Source organism: Streptomyces sp. CLCI03, from assembly GCF_053615355.1.
Genome location: NZ_CM132132.1, coordinates 2357501 through 2381683, shown reverse-complemented (window position 1 = coordinate 2381683; position 24183 = coordinate 2357501). Strand labels below are relative to the sequence as shown.

The window sequence follows — 24183 nt, the reverse complement described above, 5'->3', positions numbered from 1 at the left end:
GGCCCTTCGTCGTGCCGTCGGTCAGCCGAGACGCGGGTCGCGCGGGGGCTGTTGCGGCTGGGGCGGCTGCTGCTGCGGGGCCTGGGGCTGCTGCCAGGGCTGGCCGGGCTGCGGGTACGGCTGGCCGTAGGGCTGGGGCTGCGGCGGCTGCTGGTACGGAGACGGGCCCTGGGGCTGCCCGTACGGCTGCGGCTGCTGAGGCGGCTGCTGCCCGTAGGGCTGCTGGGGAGCCTGAGGCTGCTGCGGCGCACCCCAGTGTCCTTGCGGGGCCTGCTGCTGGGCCCGCAGGAAGTCCTCGGCCACGAGCGCGGAGAGGTTGAAGTACGCCTCGCGCGTCTTGGGCCGCATCATGTCGAGGTCGACCTCGGCGCCGGCCGCGAGGTGTTCGTCGAACGGCACGACGACGACACCGCGGCAGCGGGTCTCGAAGTGCTGCACGATGTCCTCGATCTTGATCATCTTGCTGGTCTCGCGGACCCCCGAGATGACGGTCAGGGAGCGCGAGACGAGGTCGGCGTACCCGTGGGCGGAGAGCCAGTCGAGGGTGGTGCTGGCGCTGCTGGCGCCGTCCACGGACGGGGTGGAGATGATGATCAGCTGATCGGCCAGGTCCAGGACGCCGCGCATGGCGGAGTAGAGGAGGCCGGTGCCCGAGTCGGTGAGGATGATCGGGTACTGGCGGCCCAACGTCTCGATGACGCGGCGGTAGTCCTCGTCGTTGAAGGTCGTGGAGACGGCCGGGTCCACGTCGTTGGCGATGATCTCCAGGCCGGAGGGCGCCTGGGAGGTGAACCGGCGGATGTCCATGTACGAGTTCAGGTACGGGATCGCCTGGACCAGGTCCCGGATGGTGGCGCCGGTCTCGCGGCGGACCCGGCGGCCGAGGGTACCGGCGTCGGGGTTCGCGTCGATGGCCAGGATCTTGTCCTGGCGCTCGGTGGCGAGGGTTGCTCCGAGGGCGGTGGTGGTCGTGGTCTTGCCGACGCCGCCCTTGAGGCTGATGACGGCGATGCGGTAGCAGGACATGACCGGGGTGCGGATCAGCTCCAGCTTGCGCCGGCGCTCCACCTCGGCCGCCTTGCCGCCGAAGCGGAACCGGCCGCCGACACCGTTGTTGTTGTTCTTGGGCTTCTGCTTGTTGCGCAGCAGGCGGTCGGAGGACAGCTCGACGGCGGCGGTGTAGCCGAGGGGCGCCCCGCCGCCGGTCTGGCCGGCCGAGTAGCGCGGGTCGTGCGGTTGCGGCTGCGGCTGAGGTGCCGGCTGGTGTTGGTGCTGCGCGGGCTGCTGCTGCCCGGGCCCGGCGGACCACTGACCGGCCGTACGGGGGTCGTAGGGCTGTGGCGGGGCCGGGGCCGGCTGCGGCTGCTGGGGCTGCGGCGGCGTGGGAGCCGACGGAGGGAACGGGTAGCCGTCCGGGGTCCCGAACGCGGGCGGTGGCGAAGGCAGTTCACCACCGGGTCCCCCGAACGGGGCCTCCGCGACGGGCTGCGGCGCGTCCACGGGGCCGGCCGGCGCGGGCGCCGACACCACGGCGGGCTGCTCGGCGGGCGGCAGGACGGGCGTTCCCTCGGCGGGAGTGTCCTGCGGTCCGGCCCAGGGCGCGGGCGGACCCTCGGCGACGGGGTCGGCGACCGGCTCCGCGACGGGGGCCGACGGCAGGGCCGGGTACGGGGTGACCGTGTCGACGGGCGGCAGCGCCGGGAACGGCGTCGCGGGCGGGGTCTGCGCCGGAGCCGGCTCCGGAGCGACCTCCTCGACCGGGGGCAGGGGTACGGGCACCTCGGCGACCGGGGTCGGGTCCGGGAAGACCGGGTCCGGGGACGGCGCGATCGGAGCCTCCTCGACCGCAATCGGAGCCGGAGCCGCCACGGGAGCCTCGACCGGAGCCGGAGCCGGAGCCTCGATCGGCGCGGGAGCGGGCGCCGGAACCGCAGCGGGGGTCGCGTACGGCAGGCTCGGCTCGACGGGAGCCGGGGCCGGGTCCGTGATCGGTGCGGGAACCTCGGCCGGGGCCGGGGCCGGTGCCGGAACCTCGGCCGGAGCCGAAGCGGGGGCCGGAGTCTCGATCGGGGCAGGGGTCGTGGCCGGGGCCGGGGTCGAGTACGGCAGGGCCTGCGCCTGGTACGGCGGGGCCGCCTCGACCGGGGCCGCGGGCGCCGGCGGGAACGGAGCCGGCAGCCCCGCCCCGTCGGACGGCGTCCGCGGGACCGGCGGAGCGATCCGCATCGTCGAGGGAGACTCCGGCTCCGACGGGCGGTGGGGCTCGAAGCCGCTGCCCTCGGGGAGCCCGGGCACCTGCGCTGCCGGGGCCCCACCCTGCATGTACCAGGCGGGCGGGGTGTAGTCGATGGTGAACTCGCCCGTCACATCGGGCTCCGCGTCGGACTGATCGTCCGTCGGGACGTCCCACGTCCCGCCGCGCCTCTCGTTCCGATCGCCGCTCACTGGTCCTCCTGGTCTGTCGAACACTGGTCCGGCGCCCACCTCGCCGCGCCCGGACCCAGCCTAATCGCGCCCCGACGCCACTGTCCGCCCCCCTCAGGGGGCCGGGTCAGTCGATGCGCCGGGCCCCGCCGAGCAGGCCCGTCTCGGCGTCCGTCCCCTGGGTCATCACGAACTGCCGGTCCCGCGGCGTGCACCACAGGGTCACCCCGTCGCCCAGCGTCGGCAGGGAGTCCACCGCCGGTCTCGGGAGCCGCATCAGACGCCCGATCTGCTCCGCCTCGTCCGGTGACACCCGCTGCACGCCCACCAGGGACGACTGCTGCAGCAGGCGCGGCGCCGTCGGACTCAGGTACGGCAGCAGGGTCAGCACCGACTGCCAGGGCCCGGCCACCACGCGCCCGCGCGGCGGCCGCATGCCGCAGTCGCGGATCACCAGCACCGGGCTGCCCGCGGAAGCGCCCTGCGGCGGGATCCGTCCCACCTCGTGCAGGGTCACGCACTGCTGCCCGCCGCCCGCGGCCTGGGCCAATCCGGACCACACCTGCCCGCGCCCGGTCTCCACCGCCACGCGCGCACCCGTGGCCGCCGCGCGCAGTGCCAGCACCTGGGCGGTCCACAGACCGCCGATCAGCGTCACCTCGTACGGCGTCGGCCGGTTGATGCCGAGCACCGCCGACCGGCCCTCGGCGTCCACACCGATGACGACCCCGTCGTCCCCGACGGGCAGGGCCAGCAGGTCCAGGTCCGCGGCGGGCACCACGTGCCGCTCCCGACGCGGGCCGACCAGCCCGAATCCGCCCCTCATCGCGTCCCTCCCAGCGGCAGCGAAGCCAGCAGCCCCGGCACCTGTTCACGGTCGAGCCGGACCAGGCCGGTCTTCACGCCCCGTGCCGTCCTCTCCAACTCCCGGCGGGCCGAAACGAGTTCCTCGTCGCTCCGACCCGTCACCCGTACGTGTCCGGTCAGGGTGACGCCCTGTCGCTCCGCCGGGGCCATCGTCAGGCTGAAGTTGGTCGCGAGCGCGGGCAGCGAGGTGAGCAGCGCCACGAACTGCGGCAGCGCCGCACCGGCGCCCCCCAGCTGCGGCCAGCGGCCTATCCAGTACGTCGTGTGCCGTCGGTCGTCGCAGCGCCAGGTCCGCGAGGTCTCCTCGGTCCGCCGCCCCGTGCTGTTGGAACGCCCGGCCTGGGTGATCGCCATCGGGTTCGCGCACGAGGAGGTGGCCAGTGCCGCGGTCAGTTCCTGCTCGGTCAGCACGGTCGCCGTGAACCCGGCCCCGGCCAGCCGGCTCGCCAACTGGTCCGCCGCGCGCACCAGGCACCGCTGCGCACCTTCCAGACCGCCGCCGCGCGCGGTGACCGCCTCCGGGCACAGTTCCGGGTCCAGCTTGAGCGCAATCCACGTCAGCCGGACCGCCGGGGTGCCCGTCCGGGCCTGCAGCGGCGCGTAGTTGCGCGTCGCCATCGATCGCTCGGGCAGGTGCGGGGCCGGCGCCGGCTGGGTGTGCTGCACGAGCTGCGCGGACTCCAGCCGGATACCGTCCACTTCGAGGATGTCCCGGACGACGGCCAACGGCAGCGGTCGCGCCGCCCGGTCGGGCCGCAGCGCGGTGGCGTCCGTGTCCACCTGGACGACCGCGGTCAGGAAGGTCCCGTCGCCGACCATCCCGACCGGACGCCGGTCACGGCCGCTGAAGGTGAGGGTGCGCAGGGCCGGGTCCGCCTCGACCAGCGGGGCGAGCCCCGGCTCCGTGCCCGCGGGCACGGTGAAGGCGGCGGCCCGGCGCCGGCGGGAACGCAGCGCGAGCGCGCCACCGATCCATTCCGGCAGGGAGCGCTGGTGGCGGCGTACGACCGCGAGCACCACGAGGACGAGCGCCATGACACCGGCGGGAACCAGCAGCAGCGGTTCGACCACCCAGGCCACCAGCATTGCGGCTGCCGCGACTTGGAGCAGCACGAGCTGTTGCAGTCGGAACGGTCCGAAGCGGCCGGGGCTCGACTTCGGATGCGGCGTCACCCCGACACGTGCCGGTGCGGGCGCGCCGGTCTGCTGTTCCGTCGCGGTGGCCATCACTCGCGCACTTCCCCTTTCCGGGGCCGGACCCCGTGAGTCCGGGCGCTGCGCGGCACCTGCCGCACGTCCCCGGAATCTCCCCAATCCACCCCAACAAGCCCTGATTGACCCGGTGCGGAGGGGGCTGGGCGGCAGCCTCACCCTACCCGGCCCCTTCATACCGTCCGTCAAGAGGCATAGTAGGTGCCCGGTCCGACAAACGAGGCCCGGGGACCGTACTCACCGGCCGGGCCGTGCGGGGAGAAGCAGACGGTCATGGCATCACGACGTGATGAGCTCAACGCGTACACCTTTGCGAAGCGGCGCACGGTGGCCGCGTTCCTCCAGCCATCCGCCACGGGAACCGAGGAAGGCGCGCCGCGTCCGCTGCGCGCGATCCTTCCGGGGGTGATCGTCGGCGTGCTCGTGCTCGCCGGGTTCGGCGCCTGGGGCATGTTCAAGCCCACGGCCCCCAAGGGCTGGGCGGAGCCGGGGACCAGGGTCATCGTCGGCAAGGAGTCGACGACCCGCTACGTGGTCCTGACCACGAAGGTGGGCGGCAAGGACCAGACCCGGCTGCACCCGGTGCTGAATCTCGCCTCCGCCCGACTCCTGCTGGATCCTACGAAGTTCAAGGTGATCCAGGTCGACGACAAGGTCCTGGACGCGGGCAACCCGCCGCGCGGGCCCATCATCGGCATCCAGTACGCCCCCGACCGGCTCCCCTCCAAGGAGGAGGCCGGCAAGGCCAAGCGCTGGGCCGTCTGCCAGCAGCCCGGCGGCAACGGCCGTGGCGTGCAGACCGCCACCTTCGTGCTCGCCGACCGCGAGGCGGCCCGGACGGACGACGCCCGCAGGCTCACCGACACCCAGTCGCTGTACGTGCAGACCACGGCCCCGGGCCAGGAGCGCTACCTGGTCGACGCTGCCGGGACGAAGTACAAGTTCCCGGAGGGGACCCCGGCCGCCGGAACGATGACCAACGCGCTGGTCGGCACCGGCGCCACCCCGCAGCAGGTCAGCCCCGAATGGCTGGGGACCCTCAACTCCGGCGAGGACCTGTCCTTCCCGGCGCTGCCCGGCAAGGCGGGCACCGACGCCGGGGTGAAGGGGCTGGGCACCGCCGACAACAAGGTCGGCATGGTGCTCCAGGCGCAGACCGGCTCCGGCGCGCAGCACTACGTGGTGCTGCCCGGGAAGGTCGCCCCGGTCTCCGACTTCGTCGCCTGGCTGCTGATCTCGGCGCCCGCGACCGACGGCCTCAACATGCACGGCAAGCCCCGCGAGGTCGACCTCCAGTCGATCAACCCGGACCCGGCCCCGTTCGCGGGCGACGTCAAGTGGCCCCAGAAGAAGACCGAACGCATCAACCAGACGACGCCGCCCGCCGGCAACCAGTCCGGTGGGGCCAACAACCGCGACACGGTCTGCAGCGTCCTGCGCTCGGTCGACGGCCAGGGCAACCAGACCCTGAGCACCTGGGCCGGCACCGGCTTCCCGATCGACATCACCGCCAGCGGCACCAGCTCGTACGTCACCCCGGGCTCGGGCCTGCTCTACACCCAGGTCCAGGGCAAGCAGACCACGGCCGGTGGCTCCCTCTTCCTGGTCACCGACACCGGGCTGCGGTACGCCGTCCAGGCCAACGGCGACAGCGACAGCGAGCAGTCGAAGATCGGCGCGCCCGACCAGTCGAAGGCCGGTGCGGACGGCCGCCCCGAGGCCAGCCAGGCACAGGTCCGGCTCGGCTACGGCAACGTCACCCCGGCCATGGTGCCGATCGCCTGGTCGGAGTTCCTCTCCAAGGGGCCGCGCCTGGACACCAACTCCGCCCGTCAGCCCCAGGGTTCGTGAGGAAGCCGCCGATGACCCAGACCCACGCGTCCCGGCGGGCCCTCCTGGCCGCCGCCTTCGCCCTCACCCTGGCCTCGGGCGGCACGGGCACGGCAGCCGCCGCCACGGGCGCCGCGCCGCAGCCCCCGTACGCGCTGCGCCTCGACGGCGCGGGGGAGTGCACCTTCCCGATGAAGAAGCAGATCGAGGACCGGCCCTGGGCCCTCCAGCGACTGCTGCTCGACGAGCTCTGGGCGCAGACCAAGGGCAAGGACAAGAGCGGCAAGAGCGTCCGCGTCGCCGTCATCGACACCGGCGTGGACCGGGCGAACCCGCAGCTCAGCGCGGCCATCGACACCGGCGCCGGCAAGGACTTCGTCGACCCGAAGGGCGGCGACGGCACCATCGACACCGTCGGCCACGGCACCAAGGTCGCCGGTCTGATCGCGGCCCGACCCCAGCAGGGCACCGGCTTCGTCGGACTGGCCCCGGACGCCACGATCATCCCGATCCGGCAGAACGACGGGCAGGGCAACGGCAACGCCGCGAACCTGAGCCAGGCCATCGACCACGCGGTGGCCAAGGGCGCCCAAGTGATCAACATCTCCCAGGACACCGACGCGCAGCTGTCCGCCGAATCCGACCTCGGCAAGTCGGTCCAGAAGGCCGTCGCCGCCAACGTCGTGGTCGTGGCCTCGGCGGGCAACGACGGCATGAGCGGCCAGAAGCGCAAGACCTACCCGGCGGCCTTCCCCGGCGTGCTCGCCGTGGGCGCCTCGGACCGCAACAACGAGCGGGCCCAGTTCTCCCAGCCCGGTGACTTCATCGGGGTGGCGGCGCCCGGCGTCGACATGGTCTCCACCGTCCCGGGCTTCGGCCAGTGCATCGACAACGGCACCAGTTTCTCCGCGCCGTACGTCGCCGGAGTCGCCGCCCTGCTGCGCGCCGAGCACACGGACTGGTCCGCGCAGCAGATCGTCTGGCAGATCCAGAACACCGCCGAACGCACGATCAAGGGCCGTGACGACTACGTGGGTTGGGGCGTCATCGACCCGGTGCGCGCGCTCTCCCACGACCAGGAGGCCCCGAAGGCCCCGGTGCCCGACCCCGGCCCGCCCCCGGCGGCCGCCCCGGAGGCGGCGCCGCTGCGACTGACGGAGACGGCCCAGGAGCGCCAGGAGCGGTACGGCACGTACGCTCTCGGCATCGGGGCGATCCTGATCGCCGTCATCGCCGGAACGGCGACGGTCGTCCGCGACGCCCGTCGCCGCAAGCGCCGTTTGCAGTGAACGGTCACAGTTCATCTACGGAAGCGCCCCACCGGTGTTGGGGCTGTCAGATGAACTGGCTAGAGTGACACCAGGCTTCACGAGTGTGATCGGGGGATCGCGTGGAGCGGAGGGGGACGCCCGAGGGTGCGTGGCTCGAAGCCGCGCCGGGTCGTGTCCGCTCCGCTGCGCAATCCGCCGGTTCTGCCGGCGAATTGAGAAATGAGGAGCTTCGATGAGCACGAACACCTTCGGACTTGCAGACGATCCGGTCATCAAGGCGAGGACCAAGATCGAAGAGACGGGAACGGCCGTCTCCAAGCAGGCCCGCGAGCTGGCTGACATCCTCGCCACCGTGAGCGCCGGCTGGACCGGTGTCGGTGCCGAGGGGTTCAAGCGGGCCCAGGTGATGCTGAACGAGGACCACGACGAGATCCGTCGTCTGCTCCGCGTCCTGCACCACGCGGTGTCCGAGACCAAGAACCTGACCAACGCCCAGGACGACGAGGTGCAGGCGGCGTTCCGGCAGGGGATCCAGTCCATCTCCGGCCTCAACAGCATCTGACCCACGTCGTTTTCAGGTAACGCGCTCAGCGAGAAGGAGAAGCACATGGCTGCCGACGACGGCCACACAAAGGTCCGGTATGACAGCGTCCAGCAGATGGCCACCCGCATCCGCCAGGTCTCGAAGAACATCATCGACGACCTGGAAGCGATGGAGCGGGCGGTGAAGGTCGTCACGGACACCTGGGACGGTGAGGCGCACGGCCAGTACGTCCAGCTCCAGACCAAGTACCGCACCAAGGCCGACCACATGAAGGACATGCTGGAAAAGGTCGCCCAGCTGGTCGAGCGCGGCAAGGACGACTACCGCGCCACCGACAAGAAGGCCTCGCAGCTGTTCACCGAGGCCTTCTGAGCCCGGTCGCCGACAGGTCCGCACACGCCGAAGGGGCGCGCCCGCACCGGGCGCGCCCCTTCGGCATGGTCCTGCAGTCCCCTCAGGGACGGTGCCGGTCGAGGTCGAACTCCCCGTCCCTGGCCCCCAGTACGAAGGCCTCCCACTCGGCGGCCGTGTAGCGCAGCACCGTGTCCCGGTCCAGCGAGGACCGCATGGCCACCGCCCCCTCGGGAAGCCGGGCGATCTCGACCCGCTCCTCGTCCGGGCTGGTCCCGGGCGGCCCCTCCCACTCCACGCCGCTGATGTCGAGCGCGTACAGCTCGTCCTTCTCCTGCTGGGTGCCCATGGGCGGCCTCTCCCTCGGTGGCGCGTGTTCACCGCCGATTATCGGTGCTGCGCCACCGACCGGGAGAGGTTTCCACCCGATCCTTCCCGGTCGCCGGCTCCTGACAGGTGTCCGGCCACCGGGAAGGCGATCACATGTGGCCCGGCATCCGCCCGAGCTGCACCAGCGAGGTCCCCCGCCGGCGCGAGGCGAAGTACGCCCGGCCCGGCGGCATCGGACGCGGCCGCACGGTGCCGACGAGGTCGCCCTCGGACGGGTCGCCGGACAGCACGATGCCCTGCGCGCCCAGCTCCTTGATCCGCTGCATGAACGGCTCGTACAGAGAACGCGAGGCACCCGCCGTGTTGCGGGCGATGATGAAGCGGACGCCCGTGTCCCGTGCGAACGGCAGGAACTCCACCAGCGGCGCCAGCGGATTGCCCTGACTGGTGGCCACCAGGTCGAAGTCGTCGATCACGATGTACACGTCCGGACCCGTCCACCAGCTGCGGTCACGCAGCTGCTGCGGGGTGACGTCGGTCGGCGGCTGCCGGCGCGAGAACACCCCGCCCAGCGCCTCCATGTGCATCTGCAGGGAGCTCGCCATCGGCGCGTACTCCAGCAGGTGCTCCTCCGGCAGCGCCCCGAGCAGGCTCCGCCGGTAGTCGCCGACGACCAGGCGCGCCTGGTCCGGCGTGTAGCGCTCGGAGATCTGCTTGGCGATGAGCCGCAGCAGGTTCGTCTTGCCCGACTCGCTCTCGCCGAAGACGAGGAGGAAGGGGTCGGTCTCGAAGTCGACGAACACCGGCTCCAGGTTCGTCTCGTCGATACCGATCGCGATCCCACGGTCGGGGTGCTCCCCGCCCTTGGGCAGCTGGTCGGAATGGAGCAGCCGCGGCAGCAGCCGCACGCCCGGAGCCGCCTGCCCCGACCAGTTCTGCTTCACCGCCTCCACGAAGGCGGCCGTGGCCTCCGACAGGTCCCCCGCGTCGTGCGAGCCGTCGATCCGCGGCAGCGCGCCCAGGAAGTGCAGCTTCTCCGCCACCTGACCGCGGCCCGGCATCCCGGGCGGAACGTTCGCCGCGACCTTCCGGTCGAACTCGGAGTCCATGGTGTCGCCGAGCCGCAGTTCCAGCCGGCTGAGCATCTGGTCCTTGAGCGCGGCCCGGACCTCCATGTAGCGCGCCGCCGTGATCACCACGTGGATGCCGTAGCCCAGACCACGGGAGGCGATGTCCGTGACGATCTGCTCCAGGCCGTCGTACTCGCCCTTGAAGTTGCCCCAGCCGTCGACGATCAGGAACACGTCGCCCCACGGCTCACCGGGCAGGTCGCCCGCCGCCCGGCGCCGCCGGTAGGTGCCGATCGAGTCGATGTTGTTCGCGCGGAAGAACTCCTCGCGACGGTTGAGGATGCCCCCCACCTCCGCGACCGTACGCCGGACCCGCTCCGGGTCCAGGCGCGAGGCGATCCCGCCCACGTGCGGCAGCTCGGAGATCGCCGACAGACTGCCACCGCCGAAGTCCAGCCCGTAGAACTGCACCTCGCGCGGGGTGTGCGTGAGCGCGAACGAGGAGATCAGCGTCCTCATCAGCGTCGACTTGCCCGACTGCGGACCACCGACCACCATCAGGTGGCCCGCCGCACCCGAGAAGTCCCGGTACAGCACCTCGCGCCGCTGCTCGAACGGCTTGTCGATGAGGCCGAGCGGTACGACGAGCCCACCGGGCCGGGTGTACCCGTCCGCGTGCAGCCCGCGCTCCGCGCTCGGCGCCAGCGCCGGCAGCAACTGGTCCAGCGGCGGAGCCTGGTCGAGCGGCGGCAGCCACACCTGGTGCGCCGGCACCCCCTGACCCTCCAGCCGGCTCACGATCACGTCGAGCACCGTGTCCGCCAGCGCGTCGTCCTCGCGCACCGACTGCGCCGCCAGGTACGCCGGGTCCGGGGCCGCGTACACCACCGGCACCGGGGCCGCCGTGAACAGCGCGGGCCGCCGCTCCACCGGGAACTGCCCCACCGACAGGTCGGGCCCGCCCGAGCGGTAGGTGCCCGAGACGTACGCCGCCTTGAAGCGGGTCATCTCGTCCGTACCGAACTTCAGATAGCCCGAACCGGGCACCGACGGCAGGTGGTAGGCGTCCGGCACACCGATCGCGGTCCGCGACTCCGCCGCCGAGAAGGTCCGCAGACCGATCCGGTACGACAGGTACGTGTCCAGGCCGCGCAGCTTGCCCTCCTCCAGGCGCTGCGAGGCCAGCAGCAGGTGCACACCCAGCGAACGGCCGATGCGGCCGATCTGGATGAACATGTCGATGAAGTCCGGCTTCGCCGTCAGCAGCTCGCTGAACTCGTCGATGACCAGCACCAGCGAGGCCAGCGGCTCCAGCGGGGCACCGGCCGCGCGGGCCTTCTCGTAGTCGTGGATGTTGGCGTAGTTGCCCGCCGAACGCAGCAGCTCCTGGCGGCGCTGCAGCTCACCGCGGATCGAGTCGCCCATGCGGTCCACGAGCGTGAGGTCGTCCGCCAGGTTGGTGATCACCGCAGCCACGTGCGGCATCTGCCCCATGCCGGTGAAGGTCGCACCACCCTTGAAGTCGGCGAGCACGAAGTTCAGCGTCTCCGAGGTGTGCGTGACCGCCAGACCCAGCACCAGCGTGCGCAGCAGCTCCGACTTGCCGGAACCGGTCGCGCCCACGCACAGACCGTGCGGACCCATGCCCTCCTGCGCGGCCTCCTTCAGGTCCAGCATGACCGGAGAGCCGTCCTCGCCGACACCGATCGGCACGCGCAGCCGCTCACCGGCCGACCTCGGCCGCCAGGTCCGCGCCACGTCGACCGCCGCCGCGTCACCCAGGTTCAGCAGGTCGGTGAAGTCCAGATTGGCCAGCAGCGGCTCGTCGTCGTCCCCGCCGCCCGTGCGCATCGGCGCCAGCTGCCGGGCCAGGGCCTCCGCCGCGGGCAGCGACAGGGTGTCCGGCACGCCCTCGTACGCGATCCCCGCGCCCGACTCCAGCCGCAGCCGACCCGGCCGCACCACGACCGACAGCCCACCGCGCTGCTCGTCCAGCTCGCCCGCGACCACCTCGACGATGGTGACGCCCTGCAGGCCCTCGGCCGCCGCGAACACCGAGTCCGGCGGCACCATGCCCCCGTCCAGCACGACCACCAGGTGCGGCTGGTCCAGCACCGGCGACACCTCGCGGCTGAACCGCGGCCGGCTCTCCAGCCGCGGGGCCAGCAGCCCCTCCAGCTCGGTGAGGTCGTCTCCGAACAGCCGCTTCGTACCGGCCCCGTCGACCTGACCGGGGACCTGCGTGTGCGGCAGCCACTTCGTCCAGTCCCACGACGGCACCGCACCCGGCGCGGCCACCACGGCCACCACCAGGTCCTCGGGGGAGTGCAGCGTCGCCAACTGCGCCACCATCGCCCGCGCGGTACTGCGCGCGGACTCCGGCTCCCCGGACACCGTCACGTGGTAGAAGGCGCGTATCGACAGCGCCATCGGCAGCCCGTCCAACGAGGAGTGCACCTTCAGGAACCGCTGCATCGCGCCCGCGGTCAGCGGCTCCAGCTCGTCCACCGGCGCGGTGTCCGGCGCCACCAGTGGCGTCGCCAGGCGCTGCGCGCCCAACCCGAGTCGGGCCTGCCCGAAGTCCTGGTCACCGACCCGCCGCTCCCACAGCCGCGAGCCCTCCGCCACCACCGACCACAACTGCTCGGGGGCCGGGTGCAGATACAACTGCGCGTCGCGCTGCGCCCGCGCGGTCCGACGTACCTGACGGCGCGTCTGCGCGAGATATTTGAGGTAGTCCCGGCGCACATCGGCCATTTGCCCCTGCGTACCACGCCGGTGGCGCACCAACTGGGCGACCACCATGGCCACCGTCGACACCAGCATCAGCACACCCATGATGCGCATGAAGGGGGCCGCGCCCGGCATGAAGAAGAAGACGACGGAGGAGCCCATGCCGAGCATCGGCAGGAGCTGCATCAGCATGCCCTCCTGCTGCCCGCGCGGAAGTTCGGGCGGAGCTTCCAGCCGCAGCTCCTCCGCGGGAACCTCAGGCGGCAGGGACCGCGGCGGGCGTTTGACGACGATCTGGCTCACCGGAGCATCAATCCCTCGAAAACGGACGGGACGTCGCAACCGGCGCCCCCAAGTCCCGGGCGCGAAGGGGGTCTCCCCCACGCGACGGTGATCCTACTTGCCGACAGTCGGTCATAAGCCCGGTAGGGTGGCGCGCGCAGCATGCGCATCCGCGAATCGTCCGCCGGTGCGGGCACCAACCAGGGGGGTCACACAGGTGAGTACGGCCGGGACGACGGGTTTCTGCAGGGTCACCGTCGTGGCCCCCGACAGCCGCATCGACGTCGCCCTCCCCGAGGACATCGCCGTCGCCGACGTCTACCCCGAGCTGCTGCGCCTCACCGGCCAGACCCAGCCCGTGGGCGCCCCGACCGGCTTCCACCTCGTACGCCGCTCCGGCACCGTCCTCGACGGTGCCCGGACCCTCGCCGGCCAGCAGGTGCTCGACGGTGAGGTGCTGAGCCTGCGCCCCTTCGCCGAATCCCTGCCGCCCGCCGTGTTCGACGACGTCTCCGACGCCGTCGCCTCCGCCGTCGTCCGCGACCGGCACCGCTGGAGCGACGACATGCTGCGCGGCGCCGGCCTGGCAGGCGCCGCCGTGCTGCTCGTCATGCTGGGCTTCGTCCTCTGGTACGCCGACCCGCTGCGCCACGACATGCACGGCCTGCCCGGGATCATCGCGGGCGCCGTCGGCATCCTCCTCACCGCCGTCGCCGGCGTGCGCGCCCGGGTCTACCGCGACCGGCTCTCCGCCGTCGCGCTCGGCCTCGGCGCCCTGCCGCACCTGATGATCGCCGGCTCCGGGATCATCGCCCCGGCCGTCGGCCAGGGCCCCGGCCGCCTCCAGTTCCTGCTCGGCTGCGTCTGCGCCCTGGTCGCCTCCGTCGCCCTGGTCGCGCTCACCCCCAGTGGCGACGCCCCCTTCGTCGCGGCCACCTTCGTCGCCGCCACCGGAACCCTCGCCACCTTCGTGGCCATCGCCACCGAGGCGTCCGCCACCGACACCGCCGCCGTCTGCGCGCCCGTCGCCATCGGCCTCGTCGCCTTCCTCCCCGGCCTCTCCGCCCGCTTCGCCCGCCTGCCCATCGGCTACGCCGCCCCGCAGAGCGCCACCGAGGATTACGAGACCCCGGACCGCTACGAGACCGAGCCCTACGGCGAGCAGTCCGGCTCCGACCAGCACGAGGCGGCCGGTACCCCGCTCGACGCCGAGGCCATCGCCGCCCAGGCCCGCCGCGGCCACGAGATGCTGCTCGGCCTGGTCGGCGGCTGCGCCGCGGTCGCCGTCGGCGCCGCCGCGGTCCTCGGCTTCTCCGAGAACACCTGGGGCCGCCTGCTGGCGCTCGCCACCGGCCTCGCGATGCTGCTGCGCGCCCGCCTCTTCCGTTACACCTCCCAGGTGGTCTGCGCCCTGACCGCGGGCCTCGTCGCCATCGCGCTGCTGATCCTGGGCATGGCCCTGCACCCGCCGACCGAGCTGCTCGAAGACCTCCTGCTCAAGCACGACAGCAGCGGCCTGGACCTCCGTACGATCTGGCTGACCGCCGCCGTCGCGGCCGGCGCCGCCCTCCTCGCCGGAATTGCGCTGGTCATTCCCCGCAAGGGTCTGTCACCCTTCTGGGGGCGGCTGCTCGACCTCACCGAGGCGGCGGTCCTGCTCAGCCTCGTACCCCTTACCCTGGCCGTGCTGGACGTCTACTCCCGCGCCAGGTCTCTCACCAGCTGAGACGCGGCGGAGCGGCAGCCTGGTACGCTGTGTGACGGCCGTTTGTGTACGCGTCCCCCGGACCCCTCGACACGAGGATCTGTGGACTGCGCTCAGCGGACCCCGCCTCCCGAGTAACGGAAGCTCCCCAGAGACTCAGACCTGGGGCACTCGGTGGCAACGAAGACCTATCACGAGGAGTACGCGTGCCGCTCGACGCCGCTACGAAGAAGCAGATCATCACCGAGTTCGGTGCCAAGGAGGGCGACACCGGCTCCCCCGAGGTCCAGGTCGCGATGCTCTCGCGCCGCATCTCGGACCTCACCGAGCACCTCCGGACGCACAAGCACGACCACCACTCCCGTCGTGGTCTGCTGATCCTGGTCGGCCAGCGTCGCCGCCTGCTGCAGTACCTGGCCAAGAAGGACATCCAGCGCTTCCGTGCGCTGGTCGAGCGCCTCGGCATCCGCCGCGGTGCGGCCGGCGCCAAGTAAGACGCCGTGAAGGGAGCGGTTCCCACATCCGGGGGCCGCTCCCTTTGCTGTACGTGCGGGACGGACCGGACCCTTTGTAGTCTGGAACGGACGCACGTGTACGTCCGACGACGAGACGTGCACAACTGAAGAGGAGGAGCGCCCTCCCACGCCGCCGGTCCTCGGTAGTGGCACCCGGAATGCCCCCAAGGGCAACGAACCGGGTGCTTCGATCGAAGACCGGCCCGCACGCCAGGAGCGCTTCTCCGCAACCGTCCACCGCCACACGGGCGGCGGACGGAGACGACGAAAATGGAGAAAACGCTAGTGGAGAACGAGACCCACTACGCCGAGGCCGTCATTGACAACGGTTCCTTCGGCACCCGCACCATCCGCTTCGAGACGGGCCGTCTGGCCCGCCAGGCCGCCGGCTCCGCCGTTGCCTACCTGGACGACGACACGATGGTGCTGTCCGCCACCACCGCGTCGAAGAAGCCCAAGGACCAGCTCGACTTCTTCCCCCTGACGGTGGACGTCGAGGAGCGGCAGTACGCGGCCGGCAAGATCCCCGGCTCCTTCTTCCGCCGTGAGGGCCGCCCCTCCGAGGACGCGATCCTCACCTGCCGCCTGATCGACCGCCCGCTGCGCCCGTCCTTCAAGAAGGGCCTGCGCAACGAGATCCAGGTCGTCGCCACGATCATGGCGCTCAACCCCGACCACCTGTACGACGTCGTCGCGATCAACGCCGCGTCCGCGTCCACCCAGCTGGCCGGTCTGCCCTTCTCCGGCCCGATCGGCGGCGTCCGCGTCGCGCTGATCCGCGGCCAGTGGGTCGCGTTCCCGACGCACACCGAGCTCGAGGACGCCGTCTTCGACATGGTCGTCGCGGGTCGCGTCCTGGAGGACGGCGACGTCGCGATCATGATGGTCGAGGCCGAGGCCACCGAGAAGACCATCGCCCTCGTCAAGGGCGGCGCCGAGGCGCCGACCGAGGAGGTCGTCGCCGCCGGTCTGGACGCCGCGAAGCCCTTCATCAAGGTCCTCTGCAAGGCCCAGTCGGACCTGGCCGCCAAGGCCGCCAAGCCCGAGGGCGAGTTCCCGGTCTTCCTGGACTACCAGGACGACGTGTACGAGGCCCTCGCGGCCGCCGTCAAGGGCGAGCTCTCCCAGGCGCTGACCATCGCGGGCAAGCAGGACCGCGAGGCCGAGCTGGACCGCGTCAAGGAGATCGCCGCCGAGAAGCTCCTCCCGGCCTTCGAAGGCCGCGAGAAGGAGATCTCCGCCGCGTACCGCAGCCTGACCAAGGCCCTGGTCCGCGAGCGCGTCATCAAGGACAAGGTCCGCATCGACGGCCGCGGGATCACGGACATCCGTACCCTCGCCGCCGAGGTCGAGGCCATCCCGCGCGTGCACGGCTCGGCGCTGTTCGAGCGTGGCGAGACCCAGATCCTGGGCGTCACCACCCTCAACATGCTCCGCATGGAGCAGCAGCTGGACACCCTCTCCCCGGTGACCCGCAAGCGCTACATGCACAACTACAACTTCCCGCCGTACTCCGTCGGTGAGACCGGCCGCGTCGGCTCGCCGAAGCGCCGCGAGATCGGCCACGGCGCGCTCGCCGAGCGCGCGATCGTGCCGGTCCTCCCGACCCGCGAAGAGTTCCCCTACGCGATCCGTCAGGTGTCCGAGGCCCTCGGCTCCAACGGTTCGACGTCCATGGGCTCGGTCTGCGCCTCCACCATGTCGCTGCTGAACGCCGGTGTGCCCCTCAAGGCCCCCGTCGCCGGTATCGCCATGGGTCTGATCTCCCAGGAGATCGACGGCAAGACGCACTACGTCGCCCTCACCGACATCCTCGGTGCGGAGGACGCCTTCGGCGACATGGACTTCAAGGTCGCCGGCACCAAGGAGTTCGTCACCGCCCTCCAGCTGGACACCAAGCTGGACGGCATCCCGGCCTCCGTCCTGGCCGCGGCCCTCAAGCAGGCCCGCGACGCCCGCCTCCACATCCTCGACGTGATGATGGAAGCGATCGACACGCCGGACGCCATGTCCCCGTTCGCCCCCCGGATCATCACCGTCAAGATCCCGGTGGACAAGATCGGTGAGGTCATCGGGCCCAAGGGCAAGATGATCAACCAGATCCAGGAGGACACCGGCGCCGAGATCACGATCGAGGACGACGGCACCATCTACATCGGTGCCTCCGACGGCCCGGCCGCCGAGGCCGCCCGCGCCACGATCAACTCGATCGCCAACCCGACCATGCCGGAGGTCGGCGAGCGCTACCTGGGTACGGTCGTCAAGACCACCACCTTCGGTGCCTTCGTCTCCCTCATGCCCGGCAAGGACGGCCTGCTGCACATCTCGCAGATCCGCAAGCTCGCCGGTGGCAAGCGTGTGGAGAACGTCGAGGACGTGCTCGCGGTCGGTACCAAGGTCCAGGTCGAGATCGCCGAGATCGACCAGCGCGGCAAGCTCTCGCTGGTCCCCGTGATCGACGGCGAGACCGCCGGTGACGACGCTGACAAGGACGACTCCGACAAGTGATGTCGCGTAGTTCCCGTGTGACGGCCCGCCCCTCTTCGGAGGGGCGGGCCGTCGCCCGTACCCAAACCCTCCTCAAGGGCAGCAACGGCATCGGCACCGTCCGGCGCACGGTCCTGCCCGGCGGACTGCGCATCGTCACCGAGACGCTGCCCTCCGTCCGCTCCGCCACCTTCGGCATCTGGGCGCACGTCGGCTCCCGTGACGAGACGCCCACGCTGAACGGCGCCACGCACTACCTGGAGCACCTCCTCTTCAAGGGCACCCACAAGCGCAGTGCCCTCGACATCTCCTCCGCGATCGACGCGGTCGGCGGCGAGATGAACGCCTTCACGGCGAAGGAGTACACCTGCTACTACGCCCGGGTGCTCGACACCGACCTGCCGCTGGCCATCGACGTGGTCTGCGACATGCTCACCGGCTCGCTGATCCGCGAGGAGGACGTCGACGCCGAGCGCGGGGTCATCCTCGAAGAGATCGCGATGACCGAGGACGACCCGGGCGACGTCGTGCACGACCTGTTCGCGCAGACCATGTACGGGGACACCCCCCTGGGGCGCCCGGTCCTCGGCACCGTCGACACGATCAACGCGCTCGGCGCCGACCGGATCCGCCGCTTCTACAAGAAGCACTACGACCCGACGCACCTGGTCGTGGCCGCGGCCGGCAACGTCGACCACAACAAGGTCGTACGCCAGGTCCGCGCCGCCTTCGAGAAGGCCGGCGCGCTCACCCGTACCGACGCCGAACCGATCGGCCCGCGCACCGGCACCAAGCGCATCCGCACCGCCGGCCGCGTCGACCTGGTGAACCGCAAGACCGAGCAGGCCCACGTGGTCCTCGGCATGCCGGGCCTGGCCCGCACCGACGAGCGGCGCTGGGCGCTGGGCGTACTGAACACCGCCCTCGGCGGCGGCATGTCCTCGCGCCTCTTCCAGGAGGTCCGGGAGAAGCGCGGTCTGGCCTACAGCGTGTACTCGTACACCTCGGGCTTCGCCGACACCGGTCTCTTCGGCGTGTACGCGGGCTGCCGCCCCAACCAGGTGCACGACGTGCTCCGGATCTGCCGCGACGAGCTCGACAAGGTCGCGACCGAGGGACTGGCCGACGACGAGATCAAGCGGGCCATCGGCCAGCTCTCCGGGTCCACCGTCCTCGGCCTGGAGGACACCGGCGCGATCATGAACCGGATCGGCAAGAGCGAGCTGTGCTGGGGCGACCAGATGTCGGTCGACGACATGCTGGCCCGGATCGCCGCCGTGACCCCGGACGACGTCCGCTCGGTCGCACAGGATGTACTGGCACAGCGGCCCTCGCTCGCGGTGATCGGCCCGCTGAAGGAGAAGCAGGCCGCCCGTCTCGACGAAGCGGTCGCCTAGTTCCGTACGGCAAGTAAGGAAGCGATATGAGCAAGCTGCGCGTGGCGGTCCTCGGAGCCCAGGGCCGCATCGGCGCCGAGGCCGTCAAGGCGGTCGAGGCCGCCGAGGACATGGAACTGGTGGCGGCGCTCGGCCGCGGCGACAAGCTGGAGACGCTGGCCGAGGCCGGCGCCCAGGTCGCGGTCGAGCTGACCACCCCGGCATCGGTGATGGGGAACCTCGACTTCCTCATCCGCCACAACATCCACGGAGTGGTCGGTACCACCGGCTGGACCGAGGACCGCCTCGCGCAGCTGGGCACCTGGCTCGACGGCGCACCGGAGACCGGTGTGCTCATCGCCCCGAACTTCTCCATCGGCGCCGTCCTCACCATGAAGTTCGCCGCCCAGGCCGCCCGGTACTTCGAGTCCGTCGAGGTCGTCGAGCTGCACCACCCGAACAAGGTCGATGCCCCCTCGGGCACGGCGACCCGTACGGCGCAGCTCATCGCGGCGGCCCGCGCCGAGGCCGGCCTCGGCGCGCAGCCCGACGCCACCGCCACCGCCCTCGACGGCGCGCGCGGCGCGGACGTCGACGGCGTTCCGGTGCACGCCATCCGCCTGCGCGGCCTGCTGGCCCACCAGGAGGTGTTGCTCGGCGGCGAGGGCGAGACCCTGACCATCCGTCACGATTCCCTGCACCACAGCAGCTTCATGCCGGGCATCCTGCTCGGTGTGCGCCGCGTGACGCAGACCCCGGGCCTCACCTTCGGCCTGGAACACTTCCTCGACCTGGGCTGACCGGACTGATTCACGATGCGCGCGAAGATCACGTACTTCCTCACGGCCGCCGTCCTGGTGGTCTACTTCGTCCTGGTCGGCAGCCGGGGCCTGATGCTCATCGAGCACGGGACCCTGCTCACGGTCACCTTCGGGGTGGCCGTGCTGATCCTGCCGGTCATCGGTGTCTGGTTCCTCTGGCAGAACACCCGGTTCGTCACGCGGGCCAACCACCTCGCCACCGAGCTGGAGGCCGAGGGCGGCCTGCCCGTCGACGAGCTGGAGCGGGACAAGTACGGGCGGATCCTGCGGGATTCCGCCGACGAGGTCTTCGCGCGCCGCAAGGCCGAGACCGAGGACGCGCCGGGGGACTGGCGCAGCTGGTTCCGCCTCGCCGTCGCCTACCACGACGCCCGGGACACCCCGCGGGCGCGCAAGGCGATGCAGCGGGCGATCGCCCTGCACGACAAGAAGCCCGTACAGGTCTGATCCCTGTACGGGCTTCCGATGGCGGTTCCGGCCGGTCAGGCGGCCACGGGCCGGTATTCGTCGGCCCAGGCGCCCACCGTGTCGGCGGCCCGGTCGAAGGCCTCGGTCCGCGACAGGAAGTCGGCGTTGTGGTCGGTCAGCAGCACCGGCGCCTCCGCGCCGCCCTGCGCGGACATCGTCAGCGCCTGCCCCTGCACCGTCCTGGGCAGCCCGAGCCAGCGCACCGGCTGCTGCACCGTACGCAGCTCGCCGATCTCGCTCCACGCGGTGGTGCGGGTCACGAAGAACCCGACCCGGCGCAGCCCCGCGGGGCTCACCCAGACGCCGATGCGCAGGGTCTGCACCGCCGATCCGACGACCGCGAGCGCGGCGATCAGGCAGATCACGGCTCCGCCCGAGCCGCCCGCGAAGGCGACGATCATCGTGGCCAGCAGCATGAAGGCCGAGAGCAGGAGCAGCAACGCGCCGATACCCACGCGCCAGGGGCCGGGCCGGTAGGGCCGCCGCCAGCGGTCCTGGTCGGCATGGGCCAGGATCTCGTCGCCGTCGCCGTCGTCATCCACATCGGATACGCCGTCGGCCGTCAGGAAGGGCAGGGGCACGGCTGGACCTCACTCACATGCACGTTCGGTTGGGCTGTGCCCGTGAGGCTACCGCCCCTGGGACGCCTCCGACTGCTGCGACTTCTCCGGCGCCTTGCTCGGCTGCAGTGCGGGCATACCGAGGAGCAGTGAGCCCGCGAGCCCCGCAACCACGGTCAGTCCGACCAGAGTACGGGCGACCAACTGGGTCCTCCCCAGGCGCTCCCGCGGCGGCGGAGTGACATTGCTTCGGAATCGGTCGGCCTCGGAGACGAAGGCGAACGGGACGGGTTCGCGCCGGAGGAACATCAGAACGAATCTCCTCGGGTGGGTGGGTGTGCGTTCCGTCAGGTAGGACGTACGGGCCCGTCAATTGGTGCCGGATTTCGGGACATTAGGAAAAATTCACGGCGGTGCGTCAGCTGTACGACACCTCTCACCGGTCCCGTGGGCACCCCGCCCTGCGCGTGCGTCTGCGCGGCTCGCGCGAGGGGCGCCGTAGAGTGGGCGCGCCCCAGGACGCACGTTTGGAAGGACCCCCGGTGAGCGAAACCGCCGCTTCAGATCTGAAACCCAGCTTCCGCAGTGACGTGACGGTGGAGCTGGTGAAGCACTCCGCCGCCGACTCCGACGTACTGTGGGCCGCTCGCGTCTCCACGGCCGGCGAGCAGTCGCTGGAGGAGCTGCAGAAGGACCCGGAGCGTTCCAAGGGCCTCATCAACTATCTGATGCGCGACCGCCACGGCAGCCCGTTCGAGCACAACTCGATGACTTTCTTCATCAGTGCCCCGATCTTCGTCTTCCGTGAGTTCATGCGTCACCGCGTGGGCTGGTCGTACAACGAGGAGTCGGGTCGCTACAGGGAGCTGGAGCCGGTCTTCTACGTCCCGGACGCCGAGCGCAAGCTGGTCCAGGAGGGCCGCCCGGGCAAGTACGTCTTCGTCGAGGGCACCCAGGCGCAGCAGGAGCTCACCGCCCGCGTCATGGAGGACTCCTACGTGCAGGCCTACGAGGCCTACCGCGAGATGCTCGCCGCGGGCGTGGCCCGGGAGGTTGCCCGTTCGGTCCTGCCGGTCGGTCTTTTCTCGTCGATGTACGCCACCTGCAACGCGCGCTCGCTGATGCACTTCCTCGGTCTGCGGACGCAGCACGAGCTCGCGGCGGTCCCGTCCTTCCCGCAGCGGGAGATCGAGATGGTCGGCGAGAAGATGGAGCAGCACTGGGCGAAGCTCATGCCGCTGACGTACGCGGCCTACAACGGCAACGGTCGCGTTGCCCCGTAAGGGCCGATACACCTGCGGCGTACAGATGTACGCCGTCAAGTCCTAAGTGTCCGTATTGCGACGTTTCGTAAAGTTCATCTAGGCTGATCAAACGGACCCGGCACTGCTTGAACCCCCGAGCAGGCAGTGCCGGCGTCCAACACCCCGTTGACGTCCCCCGAGGGGACACCGCGAGCATGGCAGCGAGTAGCGTGTTACCCATGGCTCCGATCTCGACTCCGCAGACCCCCTTCGGGCGGGTCCTCACCGCCATGATCACGCCGTTCACGGCGGATGGCGTACTCGACCTCGACGGCGCGCAGCGGCTCGCCGTCCACCTGGTGGACGCAGGCAACGACGGCCTGATCATCAACGGCACCACCGGTGAGTCGCCGACCACCACCGACGCGGAGAAAAACGACCTCGTACGAGCCGTGCTCGAAGCCGTCGGAGACCGCGCCCACGTGGTCGCCGGCATCGGTACCAACGACACCCGCCACACGCTCGAGCTGGCCCGCCAGGCCGAGCGCACCGGTGCCCACGGCCTGCTCGCCGTCACCCCGTACTACAGCAAGCCTCCGCAGGAAGGCCTCTTCCGGCACTTCACGGCGATCGCCGACGCGACCGAGCTGCCGGTCATGCTCTACGACATTCCCGGCCGCAGTGGTGTCCCGATCGACACCGAAACCCTGGTACGACTGGCCGAGCACCCCCGTATCGTTGCCAACAAGGACGCCAAGGGCGACCTCGGCAGGGCAAGCTGGGCCATCGCGCAGAGCGGTCTGGCCTGGTACTCGGGCGACGACATGCTGAACCTGCCGCTCCTGTCGATCGGCGCGGCGGGATTCGTCTCCGTCGTCAGCCACGTGGTCACCCCCGAGCTGCGCGCCATGCTGGAGGCCCACCTGGGCGGAGACGTCCAGAAGGCGACCGAGATCCACCAGAAGCTGCTCCCGATCTTCACCGGCATGTTCCGTACCCAGGGTGTGATGACCACCAAGGGCGCGCTCAACCTGCAGGGTCTGCCCGCGGGCCCGCTGCGGCTCCCGCTGATCGAGCTGACCGCCGAAGAGATCGCCCAGCTCAAGATCGATCTTGCTGCCGGCGGGGTACAGCTCTGACAACAGACTTCACAACTGAATAAGAACGAACAAACACATACCGAACAGACAACAGCAAGTGCACGAATGACATGCGCGCCACGTGCCTTCCGGGGTACGTGGCGTGCGTGGTGAGGAGACACTTTTGAGCCATCCGCATCCGGAACTCGGTCCGCCGCCGAAGCTGCCCAAGGGCGGCCTCAGAGTCACCCCCCTGGGTGGTCTCGGCGAGATCGGCCGCAACATGACCGTCTTCGAGTACGACGGCCGTCTGCTGATCGTCGACTGCGGCGTCCTCTTCCCCGAGGAGGAGCAGCCGGGCATCGACCTGATCCTGCCGGACTTCTCGTCCATCCGGGATCGCCTCGACGACATCGACGGCATCGTCCTCACGCACGGCCACGAGGACCACATCGGCGCCGTCCCCTACCTCCTCCGGGAGAAGGCGGACATCCCGCTGATCGGCTCCAAGCTGACGCTGGCCCTCATCGAGGCCAAGCTCCAGGAGCACCGCATCCGTCCCTACACCCTTGAGGTGAAGGAGGGCGAGCGCGAGGCCCTCGGCCCGTTCGACTGCGAGTTCATCGCGGTCAACCACTCCATCCCGGACGCCCTGGCCGTGGCCATCCGTACCGGCGCCGGCATGGTCGTGGCCACCGGTGACTTCAAGATGGACCAGCTCCCGCTGGACAACCGCCTCACCGACCTGCACGCGTTCGCGCGTCTGAGCGAAGAGGGCATCGACCTTCTCCTCTCCGACTCCACGAACGCCGAGGTCCCGGGCTTCGTCCCGCCCGAGCGTGACATCTCCAACGCCATCCGCGGGGTCTTCGCGAGTGCCCAGAAGCGGATCATCGTGGCGTCGTTCGCCAGCCACGTGCACCGCATCCAGCAGATCCTCGACGCCGCCCACGAATTCGACCGCCGGGTCGCCTTCGTCGGCCGTTCGATGGTCCGCAACATGGGCATCGCCCG

At 71.0% G+C, this 24183-nt stretch carries 20 protein-coding genes (1 of these 20 running past the window's edge); 13 read left to right on the top strand and 7 right to left on the bottom strand.

All coding sequences use genetic code 11. The features are described 5' to 3' along the window. Positions 1-21 precede the first annotated feature (21 nt). The 3 genes from ACWG52_RS10695 to eccE all read right to left on the bottom strand — a co-directional run bounded on the left by ACWG52_RS10695 (position 22) and on the right by eccE (position 4518). Positions 22-2445 (bottom strand): SCO5717 family growth-regulating ATPase, encoded by a 2424-nt coding sequence (locus ACWG52_RS10695; protein WP_453128551.1) that lies wholly within the window; start codon positions 2443-2445, stop codon positions 22-24. Between the two features lie 106 nt (positions 2446-2551). After that, positions 2552-3250: a hypothetical protein gene (locus tag ACWG52_RS10690; protein ID WP_030766978.1), complete on the bottom strand. Its 699-nt coding sequence runs from the start codon at positions 3248-3250 to the stop codon at positions 2552-2554. Next, positions 3247-4518, bottom strand: a complete 1272-nt coding sequence (gene eccE / locus ACWG52_RS10685; RefSeq protein WP_390141434.1) for a type VII secretion protein EccE — start codon at positions 4516-4518, stop codon at positions 3247-3249. Before eccE ends, ACWG52_RS10690 begins: the two co-directional genes overlap by 4 nt. 258 nt (positions 4519-4776) lie before the next feature. Here eccE and eccB point away from each other — a divergent pair, with 258 nt between their 5' ends. The 4 genes from eccB to ACWG52_RS10665 all read left to right on the top strand — a co-directional run bounded on the left by eccB (position 4777) and on the right by ACWG52_RS10665 (position 8520). Then, positions 4777-6354: a type VII secretion protein EccB gene (gene eccB / locus ACWG52_RS10680; RefSeq protein WP_389805018.1), complete on the top strand. Its 1578-nt coding sequence runs from the start codon at positions 4777-4779 to the stop codon at positions 6352-6354. Positions 6355-6365: 11 nt separating this feature from the next. Next, positions 6366-7622 (top strand): type VII secretion-associated serine protease mycosin, encoded by a 1257-nt coding sequence (mycP, locus tag ACWG52_RS10675; RefSeq protein WP_390141433.1) that lies wholly within the window; start codon positions 6366-6368, stop codon positions 7620-7622. 214 nt (positions 7623-7836) lie between these two features. Then, entirely contained in the window at positions 7837-8166 is a 330-nt protein-coding gene (locus tag ACWG52_RS10670; RefSeq protein ID WP_389805012.1) for a hypothetical protein, read from the top strand. Between the two features lie 45 nt (positions 8167-8211). Beyond that, entirely contained in the window at positions 8212-8520 is a 309-nt protein-coding gene (locus tag ACWG52_RS10665) for a WXG100 family type VII secretion target (RefSeq protein WP_389805009.1), read from the top strand. Between the two features lie 82 nt (positions 8521-8602). Here ACWG52_RS10665 and ACWG52_RS10660 read toward each other — a convergent pair whose 3' ends face one another. Further along, positions 8603-8848: a DUF397 domain-containing protein gene (locus ACWG52_RS10660; protein WP_030708695.1), complete on the bottom strand. Its 246-nt coding sequence runs from the start codon at positions 8846-8848 to the stop codon at positions 8603-8605. A 130-nt stretch (positions 8849-8978) separates the two neighbouring features. Then, positions 8979-12935 (bottom strand): type VII secretion protein EccCa, encoded by a 3957-nt coding sequence (gene eccCa, locus ACWG52_RS10655; protein ID WP_389805005.1) that lies wholly within the window; start codon positions 12933-12935, stop codon positions 8979-8981. A 196-nt stretch (positions 12936-13131) separates the two neighbouring features. Between eccCa and eccD the strand changes: the two genes are divergently transcribed. The 6 genes from eccD (at position 13132) to ACWG52_RS10625 (ending at position 20265) form a co-directional block, all read left to right on the top strand. Then, the gene (gene eccD, locus ACWG52_RS10650) at positions 13132-14640 is read left to right on the top strand and encodes a type VII secretion integral membrane protein EccD (protein WP_390141431.1); all 1509 of its coding nucleotides are present in this window, start codon (positions 13132-13134) and stop codon (positions 14638-14640) included. A 185-nt stretch (positions 14641-14825) separates the two neighbouring features. Next, entirely contained in the window at positions 14826-15113 is a 288-nt protein-coding gene (rpsO, locus tag ACWG52_RS10645; protein WP_033223037.1) for a 30S ribosomal protein S15, read from the top strand. Between the two features lie 306 nt (positions 15114-15419). After that, the gene (locus ACWG52_RS10640) at positions 15420-17642 is read left to right on the top strand and encodes a polyribonucleotide nucleotidyltransferase (protein ID WP_033223039.1); all 2223 of its coding nucleotides are present in this window, start codon (positions 15420-15422) and stop codon (positions 17640-17642) included. Further along, positions 17639-19018, top strand: a complete 1380-nt coding sequence (locus ACWG52_RS10635) for a M16 family metallopeptidase (RefSeq protein WP_266379036.1) — start codon at positions 17639-17641, stop codon at positions 19016-19018. Before ACWG52_RS10640 ends, ACWG52_RS10635 begins: the two co-directional genes overlap by 4 nt. Before the next feature lie 26 nt (positions 19019-19044). Continuing rightward, positions 19045-19797 (top strand): 4-hydroxy-tetrahydrodipicolinate reductase, encoded by a 753-nt coding sequence (gene dapB / locus ACWG52_RS10630; RefSeq protein ID WP_030718733.1) that lies wholly within the window; start codon positions 19045-19047, stop codon positions 19795-19797. A 15-nt stretch (positions 19798-19812) separates the two neighbouring features. Then, positions 19813-20265 carry a tetratricopeptide repeat protein gene (locus ACWG52_RS10625; protein WP_202199447.1) on the top strand — a complete coding sequence of 151 codons (453 nt, stop codon included), beginning with the start codon at positions 19813-19815 and terminating at the stop codon, positions 20263-20265. Positions 20266-20300: 35 nt separating this feature from the next. Here ACWG52_RS10625 and ACWG52_RS10620 read toward each other — a convergent pair whose 3' ends face one another. Together ACWG52_RS10620 and ACWG52_RS10615 are read right to left on the bottom strand one after the other, a co-directional pair. Continuing rightward, positions 20301-20867: a hypothetical protein gene (locus ACWG52_RS10620; RefSeq protein WP_389804995.1), complete on the bottom strand. Its 567-nt coding sequence runs from the start codon at positions 20865-20867 to the stop codon at positions 20301-20303. Positions 20868-20915: 48 nt separating this feature from the next. Beyond that, entirely contained in the window at positions 20916-21155 is a 240-nt protein-coding gene (locus ACWG52_RS10615) for a hypothetical protein (protein WP_030718745.1), read from the bottom strand. Positions 21156-21388: 233 nt separating this feature from the next. Here ACWG52_RS10615 and thyX point away from each other — a divergent pair, with 233 nt between their 5' ends. From thyX to ACWG52_RS10600, 3 genes are all read left to right on the top strand, one after another. Beyond that, positions 21389-22129, top strand: a complete 741-nt coding sequence (thyX, locus tag ACWG52_RS10610; protein WP_030718752.1) for an FAD-dependent thymidylate synthase — start codon at positions 21389-21391, stop codon at positions 22127-22129. Positions 22130-22329: 200 nt separating this feature from the next. After that, on the top strand, positions 22330-23229 hold the full coding sequence (dapA, locus tag ACWG52_RS10605) for a 4-hydroxy-tetrahydrodipicolinate synthase (protein ID WP_389804990.1): 900 nt from the start codon (positions 22330-22332) through the stop codon (positions 23227-23229). 124 nt (positions 23230-23353) lie between these two features. Continuing rightward, a protein-coding gene (locus tag ACWG52_RS10600; protein WP_375945270.1) for a ribonuclease J crosses the window boundary here: on the top strand, positions 23354-24183 show its 5' end (the start). Its footprint extends 856 nt past the window's final position; only the first 830 of its 1686 coding nucleotides appear in the window; it begins with the start codon at positions 23354-23356; its stop codon lies beyond the right edge, outside the window.